The sequence below is a fragment of the Gordonia caeni genome, assembly GCF_039537105.1.
GTDB classification, from domain to species: Bacteria; Actinomycetota; Actinomycetes; order Mycobacteriales; family Mycobacteriaceae; genus Gordonia; species Gordonia caeni.
In genome coordinates, this window is the sequence record NZ_BAAAZW010000006.1 from 21,830 (window position 1) to 35,973 (window position 14,144).

At 71.7% G+C, this 14,144-nt stretch carries 13 protein-coding genes; 6 read left to right on the forward strand and 7 right to left on the reverse strand.

The window, feature by feature from the left end:
- Positions 1-1,278 carry a primosomal protein gene (locus ABD732_RS10980; RefSeq protein WP_344783575.1) on the forward strand — a complete coding sequence of 426 codons (1,278 nt, stop codon included), beginning with the start codon at positions 1-3 and terminating at the stop codon, positions 1,276-1,278.
- Positions 1,279-1,311: 33 nt separating this feature from the next.
- On the opposite strand, the gene ABD732_RS10985 is transcribed toward ABD732_RS10980, so the two are convergent.
- The 3 genes from ABD732_RS10985 to ABD732_RS10995 are packed head-to-tail and all read right to left on the reverse strand — an operon-like array spanning position 1,312 to position 4,347.
- Positions 1,312-2,004, reverse strand: a complete 693-nt coding sequence (locus tag ABD732_RS10985) for a hypothetical protein (protein ID WP_344783578.1) — start codon at positions 2,002-2,004, stop codon at positions 1,312-1,314.
- Positions 2,004-3,524: a phospho-sugar mutase gene (locus tag ABD732_RS10990; protein WP_344783580.1), complete on the reverse strand. Its 1,521-nt coding sequence runs from the start codon at positions 3,522-3,524 to the stop codon at positions 2,004-2,006. Before ABD732_RS10990 ends, ABD732_RS10985 begins: the two co-directional genes overlap by 1 nt.
- 10 nt (positions 3,525-3,534) lie before the next feature.
- Positions 3,535-4,347, reverse strand: a complete 813-nt coding sequence (locus ABD732_RS10995; protein WP_344783582.1) for a purine-nucleoside phosphorylase — start codon at positions 4,345-4,347, stop codon at positions 3,535-3,537.
- Positions 4,348-4,427: 80 nt separating this feature from the next.
- On the opposite strand from ABD732_RS10995, the gene ABD732_RS11000 reads away from it, so the two are divergent.
- Positions 4,428-5,123, forward strand: coding sequence for an enoyl-CoA hydratase/isomerase family protein (locus ABD732_RS11000; RefSeq protein WP_344783584.1), 696 nt, complete (start codon positions 4,428-4,430; stop codon positions 5,121-5,123).
- Positions 5,123-6,328, forward strand: a complete 1,206-nt coding sequence (locus tag ABD732_RS11005) for an amidohydrolase (protein ID WP_344783586.1) — start codon at positions 5,123-5,125, stop codon at positions 6,326-6,328. Before ABD732_RS11000 ends, ABD732_RS11005 begins: the two co-directional genes overlap by 1 nt.
- 18 nt (positions 6,329-6,346) lie before the next feature.
- Here the strand turns inward: ABD732_RS11005 and ABD732_RS11010 are convergent, their stop codons facing one another.
- Complete coding sequence (locus ABD732_RS11010; RefSeq protein WP_344783589.1) at positions 6,347-6,838, reverse strand: gamma-glutamylcyclotransferase family protein; 492 nt, start codon at positions 6,836-6,838, stop codon at positions 6,347-6,349.
- A 105-nt stretch (positions 6,839-6,943) separates the two neighbouring features.
- Here ABD732_RS11010 and ABD732_RS11015 point away from each other — a divergent pair, with 105 nt between their 5' ends.
- Both ABD732_RS11015 and ABD732_RS11020 read left to right on the forward strand, forming a co-directional pair.
- Positions 6,944-8,347 (forward strand): NAD(P)H-quinone dehydrogenase, encoded by a 1,404-nt coding sequence (locus tag ABD732_RS11015; RefSeq protein WP_344783591.1) that lies wholly within the window; start codon positions 6,944-6,946, stop codon positions 8,345-8,347.
- Positions 8,348-8,353: 6 nt separating this feature from the next.
- Positions 8,354-9,778: an MFS transporter gene (locus ABD732_RS11020; protein WP_344783593.1), complete on the forward strand. Its 1,425-nt coding sequence runs from the start codon at positions 8,354-8,356 to the stop codon at positions 9,776-9,778.
- Positions 9,779-9,795: 17 nt separating this feature from the next.
- On the opposite strand, the gene ABD732_RS11025 is transcribed toward ABD732_RS11020, so the two are convergent.
- The 3 genes from ABD732_RS11025 to glpK are packed head-to-tail and all read right to left on the reverse strand — an operon-like array spanning position 9,796 to position 12,207.
- Positions 9,796-10,284, reverse strand: a complete 489-nt coding sequence (locus ABD732_RS11025) for an SRPBCC family protein (protein ID WP_344783595.1) — start codon at positions 10,282-10,284, stop codon at positions 9,796-9,798.
- A 41-nt stretch (positions 10,285-10,325) separates the two neighbouring features.
- Positions 10,326-10,670, reverse strand: coding sequence for an ArsR/SmtB family transcription factor (locus ABD732_RS11030; protein ID WP_344783597.1), 345 nt, complete (start codon positions 10,668-10,670; stop codon positions 10,326-10,328).
- Positions 10,671-10,719: 49 nt separating this feature from the next.
- Positions 10,720-12,207, reverse strand: a complete 1,488-nt coding sequence (gene glpK / locus ABD732_RS11035; RefSeq protein WP_344784095.1) for a glycerol kinase GlpK — start codon at positions 12,205-12,207, stop codon at positions 10,720-10,722.
- A gap of 86 nt (positions 12,208-12,293) precedes the next feature.
- Here glpK and glpD point away from each other — a divergent pair, with 86 nt between their 5' ends.
- Positions 12,294-14,036 carry a glycerol-3-phosphate dehydrogenase gene (gene glpD, locus ABD732_RS11040; protein WP_344783599.1) on the forward strand — a complete coding sequence of 581 codons (1,743 nt, stop codon included), beginning with the start codon at positions 12,294-12,296 and terminating at the stop codon, positions 14,034-14,036.
- Positions 14,037-14,144 lie beyond the last annotated feature (108 nt).

Sequence of the window (14,144 nt, forward strand, 5' to 3'; positions counted from 1 at the left end):
ATGGCTGGAGACATCGTCCCCATCGAGCTTGGTCTCACCGATGGCAATCTGTTCACCTTGTGGGCCCCTCGCTGGCGCGAAGGCGACGACGAGTGGGAAGCGTTCCTGGGTCTCGACGAGGACCTGTACGGCTTCGACTCGGTGGCCGCCCTGGCGGCGTTCGTCCGGACCGACGACGACAACGACCTCGCCGACCACCCGCAGTGGCCGACGATCCGTGAGCTGCAGGCCGAGGAACTGATCCCGGACGACAAGCACAGCTACGACCTGATCGGTGTGCCCGAACTGGCCGCCGAGGATCCCCGCGGGGAGGTGGTCGCCGAGCTGGAAGACGCGCTGGAGATCACCCGCATCATCGGTGAGGTCTGCGAGCTGACCCCGGTCACCAAATTCTTCACCGCCAACCCGATCCTGGGCGCGGTCGCCGTGGGCACCCAGAACTTCCACGGTCGCGAGGGCGTGGACCTGTGGGTGCGCATCGGCCGCCTGATCGCCAAGCACTGGGACGACGTCATCGACGCCCTCGACGACGTGGTGACCAGCCCGGACGTCGACGCCGAGGCACTGGGCATCGCCGTCGGCGAGCTCGACGCCGCCGCCTCCGCCGAGGACGAGGACGAGCCGGAGTTCGATCCGGTCGACCCGCTCAACGACGAGGACGACACCGAGGACGACGAAGACGACGACACCGACGAGGACGACACCGACGACGAGGACGACGTCGACGAGGGCTTCTGGGGCGAGGTCGGCATCGACCCGATCCGGATCTACACCGACGCCGGGGAGTTCTTGACCCTGCGCTGCTACCTCGGCGACAACCCGGTCTTCCTCGGCGACAAGGGCACCATCTACGGCTTCGCCTCCGAGCGTTCCCTGACCCGTTTCCTGGCCGGGCACAACGACCACGCGCTGGCCCGCGTCTCCACCTACGACCAGGTGCAGTCCATGGCCAACGCGGGGGAGCTGACCTACGACGTCCTGCCCGAGAACGTGTACGCGCTGCCGGGCCTCGACGAGGACATCCTCGACGGGCCGCGGCGCGTCGACCAGCGCCAGCTCGACCTGGCCGTCGAACTGCTCACCGACGCCGCCGACTTCGCCAAGATCGACTCGGTCGACGAGGCCCTGGGCACCACCACCCCGCTCGGCTGGTTCGTCGACTACGCGGTCAAGCCCGACCCGAACCGCCTCGCCCCGTCGGGGCCGTTCGACAACGAGTCCGAGGCCTGGCGTGCTCTGGTCAACGACTTCGAGGAGCGCCTGGTCCGTCGCGGCTGACATCGCACCGGCTCGCGGCGCGATGTCTGCAGGTCAGTCGACCCAGGACTGCAGCATCGGCTCGCGGGTGAGCACCGCGCCGTTCTCGGTGATGGTTAGCGACGACGGGGACACGACGTACGACACCGCCTTGTTGGTGGCGGTGAAGGTCGACCCCGAGCGCGTCGGATAGCCGACCTCGATGCTGTTCCCGTTGGCGTAACCCTTGTAGTAGTAGCGGCCGGTCTGGGCACCCACCTGGCAGACCACCACGCGGGAACGCTCGGTGCGGCCGATGAAGACGGCGGGGTCTTCGGCGGCGTTGCACCGGGGGCCGGAGGCGAAGCCCTGGCGGTCGGCGCCGGCCACACTCACCGGGCCGGGGGCCGGCGCGGGCGCCGCCGGAGTCGGTGGCGGCGCGGGCTGCTGCTGCTCCTCGGGGGCCGCCTGTTCGTTCTCGCCCGGCTGCGGGGCCTGCGGGTACTCGGTGACCACCGAGACGCCGGCGGCGGCCGGCTCGGGGGCGGAGTCGTCGTCGGAGCGCACGAACAGGAAGACCACGGCGACCACGGCGATCAGGGCCACCACCGCGGCGGCCGCGGCCAGGATCTGCGGGCCGCGGCTCGGCGGCGGAGGCGGCGGCTGCTGCTGATAGCCGGGCTGGGCACCGTAGTAGTAGCCGGGCGACGACGGGGTGCCGATCTGCGTCGGCTCGTAGTGGCCGTCGGGGCCGTAGGGTTGGGTCATCATGAGCTCCTGTCAGTGCGCCGCGGCGGCCCGGGGAGCTCCGCGAGCGCCCCGGCCAGCAGTGCGGTCAGGGCGGCGGGTGCCGCGGATCCCCCCGGTGGCGCCACCACCTGCCCGTAGTACTTCAGCTTCGGCTCGGTTCCGCTCGGGCGGGCGACGATCCGCAGTGCGACCCCGGCGGGGTCCTCGCCGGTCAACTCTACGGCGTCGGTGTGGGGTCCGGGGCCGTCCCGCCGCAGATCACGGGCAGTGACACCGATCCCGGCCAGCGCGGCGGGCGGATCGGCGCGCAACTGCGCCATCACCTCGCCGATGTCGGCGAGCCGGTCCACGCGCAGGCTGCGCTGGGCGGTCGCGTGCCGCCCGTACCGGGCCGACAGCTCCTCGAGCAGGGCGCCGAGGTTCCCGCGCTCCGCGGTCAGCCGGGCCAGCGCCACGGCGGCGCTGATGCCGTCCTTGTCCCGCACGGCCTCCGGGTCGACGCAGTGACCGAGCGCCTCCTCGTAGGCGTAGGCCAGGGGCTCGCCGGCCCGCACCAGCCATTTGAAGCCGGTCAGGGTGCGGACGGGGCGGGCTCCGCGCGCCGTCGCGATCGTGTCCATCAGGGTGCCCGAGACGATCGACGAGGCCAGGACGGGCCGCGGCTGCCCGAGCGGCTCGCACTCGTCGAGGATCGCCGTGCCCAGCAGCGCGCCGGTCTCGTCGCCGGTCAGCATCCGCCACGTCCCGTCGGGCCCGGGCACGCCGACGGCGCACCGGTCGGCGTCCGGATCGAGGGCGATCGCCAGGTCGGCGCCGCTGTCGGCGGCCAGCGCCAGCAGCAGGTCGGCGGCCCCGGGTTCTTCCGGGTTGGGGAAGGCGACGGTGGGGAAGTCCGGATCGGGGGCGAATTGCTCCTCGACGACGTGCACGTCGGGAAAGCCGTTGCGCCGCAGTGCTTCGACCGCCAGTGACCCGCCGACCCCGTGCAGCGGCGTGAGAGCGATGCGCACCGGCGCCGCGGCCGGTGGCCCGAACCGCTCGTCCAGCCGGGCCAGGTAGTCGTCGCGGACCCGCCGAGCACGTTCGTCCGGCCCGACCGCCGCGGTGGCGGGCGACGCCGGTGCGGCGGCGATCGCGGCTTCGATCTCCCGGTCGGCCGGGGAGATCAGCTGCGCACCACCGTCCAGGTACACCTTGTAGCCGTTGTCGGCGGGTGGGTTGTGCGAGGCGGTGATCATCACCCCGGCCGCAGCCCCGTGCGCGCGGGCGGCGAAGGCCACCAGCGGTGTGGGCCCCGGCTCGGGCAGCGCGATCACGTCGAAGCCGGCGCCGGCCAGCACCTGCGCGGTGGCGGCGGCGAACTCGTCGGAGCCGCGGCGGGCGTCGCGGCCCACTACGACCGTCGCGCCGGCGAGTCCGCGGTCGGTCAGCCAGTCCGCCAGCCCCGCCGTCGCGGCGATCACGTTCGGCACGTTCATCGCGGCCGGGCCGTCGCCCACCGGCCCGCGCAGTCCGGCGGTGCCGAAACGCAGGGTCATCGGACGTGGATCATCGCCCATCGATGGTCCCGATCGCTTCGGCGAGCAGCGCTCCCATCCGCGTCGCAGACGCCGCGCCCACCTCGAGGACCTCGGTGTGGCTCAGCGGCTCACCGGTGATGCCTGCGGCCAGATTGGTCACCAGCGACACCCCCAGCACGTCGATTCCGGCGGCCCGGGCGGCGATGGTCTCGTGCACGGTCGACATGCCGACCAGGTCGGCGCCCAGGGTGGCCAGCATGGCGATCTCGGCGGGGGTCTCGTACTGCGGGCCGGGCAGTCCGGCGTAGACGCCCTCGGCCAGGTCCGGCTCCGCGCCGCGCACCAGCTCGCGCAGCCGCGGCGAGTAGGCGTCCACCATGTCCACGAAGTCTGCGCCGGTCAGCGGGGAGCGGCCGGTCAGATTGAGCTGATCGCTGATCAGCACGGGCTCGCCGACGCGCAGCCCGGGCCGGATGCCGCCGGCGGCGTTGGTGAGCACCACCGTGTGCACCCCGGCGGCCGCAGCGGCACGGATCGGATGGACCACGCGCGCCAGGTCGTGCCCCTCGTAGGCGTGCACCCGGCCCAAGATCACCAGCACCCGGGCGGTGCCGATCCGCACCGACAGCACCCGGCCGCCGTGCCCGCGCGCCGACGGCGAGGTGAAGCCGGGTAACCCGGCCATCGGCAGGTCGGCCACCGGCGTACCGAGTTCCTGCGCGGCCGGCGCCCATCCCGAGCCCAGCACGATGGCGACGTCGTGCCTGCGGCAATCGGTTCCGGCGGCGATGGCGGCGGCTGCCGCGGCGGCCGCGGCCCGGGCATCGTTGGTGGGGTCCATGGGGCCAACCCTAGTGTGGCTGCCGGCCAGAGGTGCCCTCCGCACCCGGGCCCACCGGGGGCAGCGATAGAGTCTCTGCCATGCCTTATCTCTCACTGACCGACGATGCCGCCGAGGTCTTCCTGGGCGCCCCCGGCCGCGATCTCGACGAGAACAATCCGGAGAACCGCTTCTCCCTGGAGTGGCTCGACGAGATGAACCGGGTGCTCGAGGAGGCGGGGGACGCGGGTAAGCCCGTCATCCTGACGGCCACCGGCAAGTTCTTCAGCAACGGCTTGGACACCGATTACATCGCCGCCAACGTCGGCGACCTGCCCGCGTACCTGGACCGGGTGCACCAGCTGTACATCACGGTCCTCACCCTCGGCGCCCCGACGATCGCCGCGATCAACGGTCACGCCTTCGGTGCCGGCGCCATGCTGGCGCTGTGCGCCGACCACCGCGCGATGCGCAGCGAGCGGGGCTTCTGGTCGCTGCCCGAGGCCGCGCTGAACATGCCGTTCACCCGCGGGATGGCCGCTCTGGTGCGCACCCGCACCCCGGATGCCACCGCGACCGAGGCCATGCTGACCAGCCGCCGTTACGGCGGGGAGGATGCGGTGGCCGCCGGGATCGTCGAACAGGCCGTGCCCGGCGACGATCTGCTGGACGCCGCCCGCGAGACCGCCCGTGCCCGCGCCGGGCTGGTGAACGCGAATCAGACCACCATCAAGCGGGGACTGCGCCTGCCGCTCCTGGCGGACTTGCACACCCCGACGCCGCCGACGCTGCTCTGATGTCCCAGGCGATCAACCACTGGCTCGACGAGAACCTCGATCGGGTGATCGCCTGGCGCCGGGAGATCCACGCGGCCCCCGAGTTGTCGATGGCCGAGTTCGCGACCACCGCCAAAGTGGTGGACGTGCTGACCGGTGCCGGCCTGAATCCGGTGGTGCTGCCCAAGGGCACCGGAGTGGTGTGCGATCTGGGACCGACCGACCGGCCGCGGCTGGGCCTGCGCGCCGACCTCGACGCTCTGCCCATCCCGGAGCAGACCGGCCTGCCGTTCACCTCGCGGGTCGACGGCGTCTCGCACGTGTGCGGGCATGACGCGCACACCGCCATCCTGATGGGCGTGGGTCTCCTGCTCGCCGAACTCGACGCCTCCGCGGGCCCGGGCGAATCCGGCCTGCCCTTCGGCGTGCGCTTGATCTTCCAGGCCGCCGAGGAGGTGATGCCCGGCGGCGCGCTGGACGCGATCGACGCCGGCGTCACCGACGGCCTGACCCGGATCTTCGCCCTGCACTGCGACCCGCACCTGCAGGTCGGCACCGTCGGATTGCGATCGGGGGCGCTGACCTCGGCCGCCGACCGCCTGGAGGTGCACCTGCGCGGCCCGGGCGGGCACACCTCCCGGCCGCACCTGACCGCCGACCTGATCTACGCCATGGGCACGCTGATCACCGGGCTGCCCGGGGTGCTGGCGCGCCGCCTCGATCCGCGGTCGGGCACCGTGATGGGCTGGGGCGCAGTGCATTCCGGCGACGCCCCCAATGCCATCCCGCAGGAGGGCAGGTTGCGCGGCACCGTCCGGACCGGCGATCACCTGGTCTGGGACGAGCTGGAGCCGCTGGTACGCAGCATCGTCGGCGAACTGCTGGCCCCGCTCGGGGTGAGCTACGACCTGAGCTATGTCCGCGGCGTGCCGCCGGTGGTGAACGACGAAGACAGCGTGCAGATGCTGCGGCGCGCGGTGGGGGCGATCGATCCGGCCGCCGAGGTCGACACCCCGCAGTCGCCCGGCGGCGAGGACTTCGCCTGGTACCTCGAGCACGTGCCGGGCGCGATGGCACGGCTGGGCGTCTGGCCGGGAATCGGGCCGCAGTCCGATCTGCATCAGCCGAACTTCGACATCGACGAGCGCGCCCTCGCCGTCGGAATCGCGACCCTCGCGGGCGTGGTCCTGCAGGACGAACTGGAGCCCGAGCCCCCGCTCTTCTAGGGTGAGGGCCCCGCTGTTCTAGTGCTGGTTGTCCATGGGCTCGTCCGGCCCCGGACCCACGTTGCGGGACTCGTGCAGGCGCAGTCGCTGGATGTACTCGGCGGGCGCGCCGGCCACCTCGGCAGCGTCGGCGATCACGCCGATGTAGCGCGCTGACGGAAGCCCGCCCTCGTAGCCGTCGATCACGTACAGCCAGGCCAGGACCGGGCCGTCGGCGGTCTCCACCCGCGCCCGGATCTTACGGTGCACACCGAGTTCGGTGCCCTCCCAGCGATCCAGGTTCGCCTCGTCCTCGGTGGGGACGTCGTACAGCACCACGAAGACTTTCGAGTCCGGGTGTTCCCGGTCCTCGGTCACGGTGGCCAGCGAACCCTCCCAGCCGATGTCGTCCCCGGCGAAGGTCAGCCGCCAACCGTGAAGCCATCCGGTGGAGGCCATCGGCGAGTGCGGAGCCCGCCGGAGCATCTGAGCGGGGTCCATGTTCGACGCGTAGGCGGCATAGATGGGCACGGCGCACAGCCTATGCCCTCGCCGCGGCGGAGGGAACCGCACACCGGCTCCGGGCACCGACTAGGTTGGGGGAGGTAACAGACCTGTCGACGAGGAGATGGCTCAGTGGCGCGGATCGTGATCATCGGGGGAGGCCCCGCGGGGTATGAGGCGGCGCTGGCCGGTGCGGCCTACGGCGCCGACATCACGCTCCTGGACTCCGATGGGATCGGCGGCGCCTGCGTGCTGTGGGACTGCGTGCCCAGCAAGACGTTCATCGCCTCGACCGGCGTGCGCACCGAGGTGCGCAAGGCGGCCGACCTCGGCATCAACATCGACGAGGGCGCTGCGCTGGTCACCCTGCCGCAGATCCACCAGCGTGTGAAGGACCTCGCCTTCGCCCAGTCCGCCGATATCCGTGCGCGGCTGGTGAGCGAGGGCGTGCGGATCGTCAACGCCCGCGGCGCGCTGTCGCCGGCGGCTCCCGGTTTCGGGGCGCACAAGGTGATCGCCACCCACGCCGACGGGCGCACCGAGACCGTCGAGGCCGACGTGGTGCTGATCGCGACCGGGTCGTCCCCGCGGGAGCTGCCCGATGCGAAGCCGGACGGCGAGCGGATCTTGAACTGGCGCCAGCTCTACGACCTCGACGCGCTGCCCGAACACCTGGTGGTCGTCGGCTCCGGTGTGACCGGCGCCGAGTTCGTGCACGCCTACACCGAGCTGGGCGTGCAGGTGACGCTGGTCAGCAGCCGGGACCGGGTGCTGCCGCACGAGGACGAGGATGCGGCGCTGGTGCTGGAGGAGGCCTTCGCCGAGCGCGGCGTCACCCTGATCAAGCATGCGCGCGCCGAACGGGTGAGCCGGGTGGGCGACGAGGTGGTGGTGGAGCTGGCCGACGGCCAGACCGTCAGCGGCTCGCACGTGCTGATGACCGTCGGCTCCACCCCCAACACCGACGACCTCGGGCTCGACGGGGCCGGGATCACCGTCGACCGCGGCGGCTACATCACCGTCGACCGCGTCTCGCGCACCTCGGTGCCGGGGATCTACGCGGCCGGCGACTGCACCGGGGTGCTCCCGCTGGCCTCGGTGGCCGCCATGCAGGGACGCATCGCCATGTACCACTCGCTCGGCGAGGGGGTGAGCCCGATCCGGCTCAAGACCGTGGCCTCGGCCATCTTCACCCGCCCGGAGATCGCGGCCGTCGGCGTCTCGCAGAACTCGATCGACTCGGGGGAGTACCCCGCGCGCACCGTGATGCTGCCGCTGGCGACCAATCCGCGCGGCAAGATGAGCGGGCTGCGGCGCGGCTTCGTGAAGATCTTCTGCCGCCCGGCCACCGGCGTGGTGATCGGCGGCGTGGTGGTGGCGCCGAACGCCTCGGAGCTGATCCTGCCGATCGCGCTGGCCGTGGAGAACAAGCTGCAGGTCTCGGACCTGGCCAACACCTTCTCGGTGTACCCGTCGCTGTCCGGATCGATCACCGAGGCGGCCCGCCAGCTGGTGCGGCACGACGACCTCGATTGAGCTGACGTGCCGGAACCGAACGGGGTCCGGCAGCCCGACCGGGTCGGCACCTGGCGCGAACTCTTCGGCCCCGAGCACCGGGCGCCGGTGGCCGTGCTGGCCGGCGGCATCGGGCTGTTCGCGACCAACACCTATGTGACCGCCAGTCTGCTGCCGAGCGCGGTGGCCGACATCGGCGGCGATGAGCTCTACGCGTGGACGATGACCATCTTCGTGGTCGCCGCGGTGATCAGCTCCATGCTGGTGGCGCGCTCCCTGGCGGGGCTGGGGAGTCGGACGTCGTATCTGCTGGGCTTCGGGGTGTTCGCCGCGGGCACGCTGGTCGCGGCGCTGGCCCCCACCATGCCGGTGATGCTGATCGGCCGCGGCGTGCAGGGCCTGGCCGCCGGACTGCTGGCCGGGCTCGCCTTCGCGGTGCTGCGGCTGGTGGTTCCGGCGTTCCTCTGGCAGCGGGCGGTGGCGCTGCTGTCCGCGATGTGGGGAGTGGGCAACGTGCTGGGGCCGGTGATCGGCGGCTTCTTCGCTCAACTCGGGCTCTGGCGCGGCTCGCTGTTCCTGCTGGCCGCGATCTCGCTGGCGCTCGGCGGGCTGGCCGCCAAGGTGCTGCCCGCGCACACCCGCCCGCCGCGCAGCGACGACCCGCTGCCGTGGCGCCCGCTGGCCCTGCTGACCGTCGCGGTGCTCCTGATCAGCGTCGCCTCGATCGCGTCGCGGCCGCCGGTGGTCGCGACGCTGATCGCTGCCGCCGTGGTGGCCGCGGGTGCCTTCGTGCTGGCCGAACGCGCGGGACCGGCGCGGGTGCTTCCGGCGCCCACCTATCGCGGGGCGTCCCCGCTGCGCTGGATCTACGCGGCCATCCTGCTGCTGACCATGGCCTCGACCATCGAGACCTTCGTCCCGCTGTTCGGCCAGCGGCTCGGCGGGATGTCGCCCCTGGCCGCCGGTTTCCTGGGGGCGGCGATCTCGTGGGGCTGGACCGTCGGGTCCATCGCCAGTTCCAGCGTGGTCTCGGCCCGCGCCAAACGCGGCATCTGTATCGCCGGGCCGCTGCTGATCGCGGCGGGCTTCCTGGCCTACGGCGCGCTGCAAGTGCAGGCCCCGAACGCGGCGGTCCTGGCAGGGTGGTTCGCCGCGCTCTTCGTCGCCGGCTGCGGCATCGGCGTCGCGATGGCGCACTGGCTCACCGCGGGGCTGAGCATCTCCGACGAGCCCGCCGAAGCGGCGCAGGCCTCGGCGGGGATGAACACCACGCAGCTGATCGCGACGGCCTTCGGCTCGGCGCTCGCCGGGCTGCTGGTGGCCCTCGGCGGGCCGGGCCTGCTGGGCTCGGCCCGCACGCTGAGCTTCGGCTACGTGCTGGTCGGCGTCGTGGGCGTCGCCGTCGCGCTGCGCGAGTTCGCCGTCGCGCGCCGCTACCGCACCGGCGCCTGACTCGTCGGGCGCCTGACCTATCGGGCTAGGACGGCGTCGATCTGGTTGATGGCGCTGCTCGCGCCCTCGATCATCCCCATGTCGAGGACCTGCTGCAGGGCCTCGGGGCTGTCGTAGACGGAGGTGTAGACCGCCCGTGTGCCGCCCTCGGCGGCGGTGAAGCGGTACTCGTTCTTGCTCACCGGCATACCGGGGGCGGGGTTGAAGTCCTCGTCGCCGAAGCCGTCGTCGAAGGCGAGGTACGACGGCGCCTCCACCGCGGTGATCAGCCACCAGCCGCGGTACTTCTCGCCGGTGGTCGGGTCGGTCATGTAGTAGGTGCAGCGAACACCGGGGACCAGGTCGTGGTCGACGAAGGTAGCGGGTACCTCGGGCGGGCCCCACACCTGCTCCAGCTGGCGGGGGTCGGCGTACAGGTCCCAGACGCGCTGGACCGGCGCGTCGAAGTCGGCGGTGATGGTGAGGCGGCAGTTCTCGGTGTCGGTGGTGACGTCGGTGACGGGCATCGGGGGGCTCCTGGTGTGTCGGGGTGTTGCTGGGAGGGGTTCTACGGTTCGGATCGATCTCGATCGGCGGCGAGGAGTTCGTCGGCCCGGGCGATCCGGCCGCGCCAGATCTGCTCGATGCTCGCGAGCATCGACTGCACCGATCGCACAGCGGCGACGTCCCCGGAGGCCAGTTGTTTCCGGCCGCTGCGCCGTTTGGTCAACAGCCCGGCCTTCTCCAGCACGGCGACGTGCTTCTGTACCGCGGCGAAACTCATGTCGTAGTGCTCCGCCAGTGCGGTGACCGAGTGCTCGCCGGCCAAGACGCGCCGCAGGATGTCGCGGCGGGTCCGGTCGGAGAGGGCGTGGAACAGGGCGTCGGCCCTGTCCTCGTCATCCTCGGTCACCTCTTCAATATACAACCATGTGGTTGTACGTCAAGGGTTTCGAGAGATGTCAGGCCAGATCGAAGGAGTGGGTGACGGCGCGGTTCCAGCCGTCGTACAGCGTGTCGCGCTCGTCCTGTCCCATCGCCGGCGACCAGCGCTGGCCCTCGGCCCAGTTGCGGCGGATGTCCTCGGGACTGTCCCAGTAGCCGACGGCCAGGCCCGCGGCGTAGGCGGCGCCCAGCGCGGTGGTCTCGTTCACCACCGGGCGCACCACGGGCACGTCGAGGATGTCGGATTGGAACTGCATCAGCAGTTCGTTGACCACCATCCCGCCGTCCACCTTGAGGGTGGTCAGGGCGACGCCGGAGTCGGCCTGCATGGCCTCGATCACCTCGCGGGTCTGGTAGGCGCTGGCCTCCAGGACCGCCCGGGCCAGGTGGCGCTTGTCGGCGTACCGGGTGAGGCCGACGATCACGCCGCGGGCGTCCGGGCGCCAGCGCGGGGCGAAAAGCCCGGAGAAGGCGGGCACGAAGTAGACGCCGCCGTTGTCCTCGGCCCGGGCGGCGAGGTCTTCGACGTCGGCGGCGGTGGGGATCAGGCCGAGGTTGTCGCGCAGCCACTGCACCAGCGAGCCGGTCACCGCGATCGAACCCTCGAGCGCATAGCGGGCCGGTTCGTCGCCGAGGCGGTAGCAGACGGTGGTCAGCAGGCCGTGTTCGCTGAAGACCGGTTCGGTGCCGGTGTTCATCAGCAGGAAGTTCCCGGTGCCGTAGGTGTTCTTGGCCTCGCCGGGCTCCAGGCAGGCCTGCCCGAAGGTGGCGGCCTGCTGGTCGCCGAGGATGCCGCCGAGGGGCACGTCGGGGAAGGAGCCGCCGGTGCGCAGGGCGGCGATCACCCCGGAACTGGACACGATCGCCGGCAGCATCGAGACGGGGATACCCAGCTCCTCGCAGATCTGCAGGTCCCAGTCCAGGGTCCGCAGATCCATCAACATGGTGCGCGAGGCATTGGTGACGTCGGTGACGTGGACGCCGCCGTCGGGCCCGCCGGTCATGTTCCAGGTGAGCCAGCTGTCCATGGTGCCGAAGCACAGGTCACCGCGTTCGGCGCGCTCGCGCACCCCGTCGACGTTGTCCAGGATCCAGCGGACCTTGGGGCCGGCGAAGTATGTCGACAGCGGCAGCCCGGTGCGCTCGCGGTACCGGTCGGCGCCGACATCGCCGCCCAGCTCTTCGCAGAGCCGGTCGGTGCGGGTGTCCTGCCAGACGATGGCGTTGTACACCGGCTTGCCGGTGCTCCGGTCCCAGACGACGGTGGTCTCGCGCTGATTGGTGATGCCGCAGGCGGCGAGATGGTGAGGCTTGAGTTCGCCGGCGGCCAGCACGGCCGCGGCCACGCGACGGGTGTTGCGCCAGATCTCGATCGGGTCGTGTTCCACCCACCCCGCGCGGGGGAAGATCTGCCGGTGCTCCAACTGCTCGCTGGCGACCACCTGGCCGGCGTGATCGAAGATCATCGCGCGGGTGGAAGTGGTGCCCTGGTCGATGGCGGCGATGTAGCGCTGCGGGGCGCTGTCAGTGGCGTCGGTCACTCGTCACAGTCTGCCACGACCGCCGGTTACCCTCCGGTAGGCTGGGGGACGTGTCCACTGAGAACAACCAGGATCGACCTGCGGATTTGAGCCCCACCCAGCGTGAGGAGGCCTGGCGCCGACTCTCCGAGGAGCAGTTCGACATCGTCGTGATCGGCGGCGGCGTGGTCGGGGTCGGTACGGCCCTGGATGCCGCGACCCGCGGCCTGCGCGTCGCCCTGGTGGAGGCCCGCGACATCGCCTCGGGCACCTCGAGCCGGTCGTCGAAGATGTTCCACGGCGGCCTGCGCTATCTGGAGCAGCTGGAGTTCGGTCTGGTGCGCGAGGCCCTGCGTGAGCGGGAGCTCTCGCTGCGCCTGCTGGCCCCGCACCTGGTCAAGCCGCTGCCGTTCCTGTTCCCCCTGACCAAACGGTTCTGGGAGCGGCCCTACGTCGCGGCCGGACTGTTCCTCTACGACCGGATGGGCGGGGCCAAGTCGGTGCCCGGTCAGAAGCATGTCTCGCGGTCGCGGGCACTGCGTATCGCGCCGAGCCTCAAACGCAACGCCCTGGTCGGCGGCATCCGCTACCACGACACCGTGGTCGACGACGCCCGCCACAGTCTGACGCTGGCGCGCACCGCCGCCCAGTACGGCGCCGTGGTGCGGACCTCGACCCAGGCGGTCGGCTTCGCCAAGGACGGCGATCGAGTGATGGGCGTGCAGCTGCGCGACTCGGAGACCGGGGACACCACAATGGTGCGCGCCCACTGCGTCGTCAACGCCGCCGGGGTCTGGACCGACGAAGTGCAGAAGCTCTCCGGAGAGCGGGGCCGGTTCACCGTGCGCGCCTCCAAGGGCGTGCACATCGTCGTCCCGCGCGACCGGATCGTCAGCGAGACCGCGATCATCCTGCGTGCGGCGAACTCGGTGCTCTTCGTGATTCCGTGGGAGACGCACTGGATCATCGGCACCACCGACACCGACTGGAACCTGGATCTGGCGCACCCAGCTGCCACGCGCGCCGACATCGACTACATCCTGGAACGGGTCAACGCCGAACTGGTGACGCAGCTGACCCACGACGACATCGAAGGCGTCTACGCCGGGCTGCGGCCGCTGCTGGCCGGGGAGGACGAGTCCACCTCGGCGCTCTCGCGCGAGCACGCGGTGGCCGCCGTCGCCCCGGGCCTGATCTCCATCGCCGGCGGCAAGTACACCACCTACCGCGTGATGGGTGCCGACGCCGTCGACGCCGCGGCGCAGTTCCTCCCGGACCGGGTGGGCGGATCGGTGACCGAGCGGGTGCCGCTGCTGGGCGCGGACGGCTACTTCGCGCTGATCAACCAGTGCGAGCACCTCGGCCAGGAGTACGGGCTGCATCCCTACCGGGTGCGCCGCCTGCTCAACCGCTACGGCTCGCTGCTCGACGAGGTGATGGCGCTGGCCGCCGACGACCCGTCGCTGCTGCAGCCGCTGACCGCGGCACCGCAGTACCTGCGGGTCGAGGTGGTCTACGCGGCCCGGCACGAGGGCGCACTGCACCTGGAGGACGTGCTGGCCCGCCGCACGCGGATCGCGATCGAGTACGCCCACCGCGGCGCCGACTGCGCCGCAGAGACCGCCGACCTGATGGCGCCGGTGCTGGGGTGGACGCCGGCCGAGCGGGAGGCCGAACTCGAGGCCTACCGCGCCCGCGTCGAGGCCGAGGTCGCCTCGCAGCGCCAGCCCGACGACGAGGCCGCCGACGCCCTGCGCATGGCCGCCCCCAAGGCCCGTCGGGAGATCCTGGAACCGGTGCCCATTCCCGAATGATCCCCGCCGCGTGATCCTTCCCACCGCGGGACGAAGGGCCCTGGTCCTGGTACCCCTGCAGGGCCAGGATGGTGGGCATAGGCTGGGGACAGCGGCGTGACCGCGGCG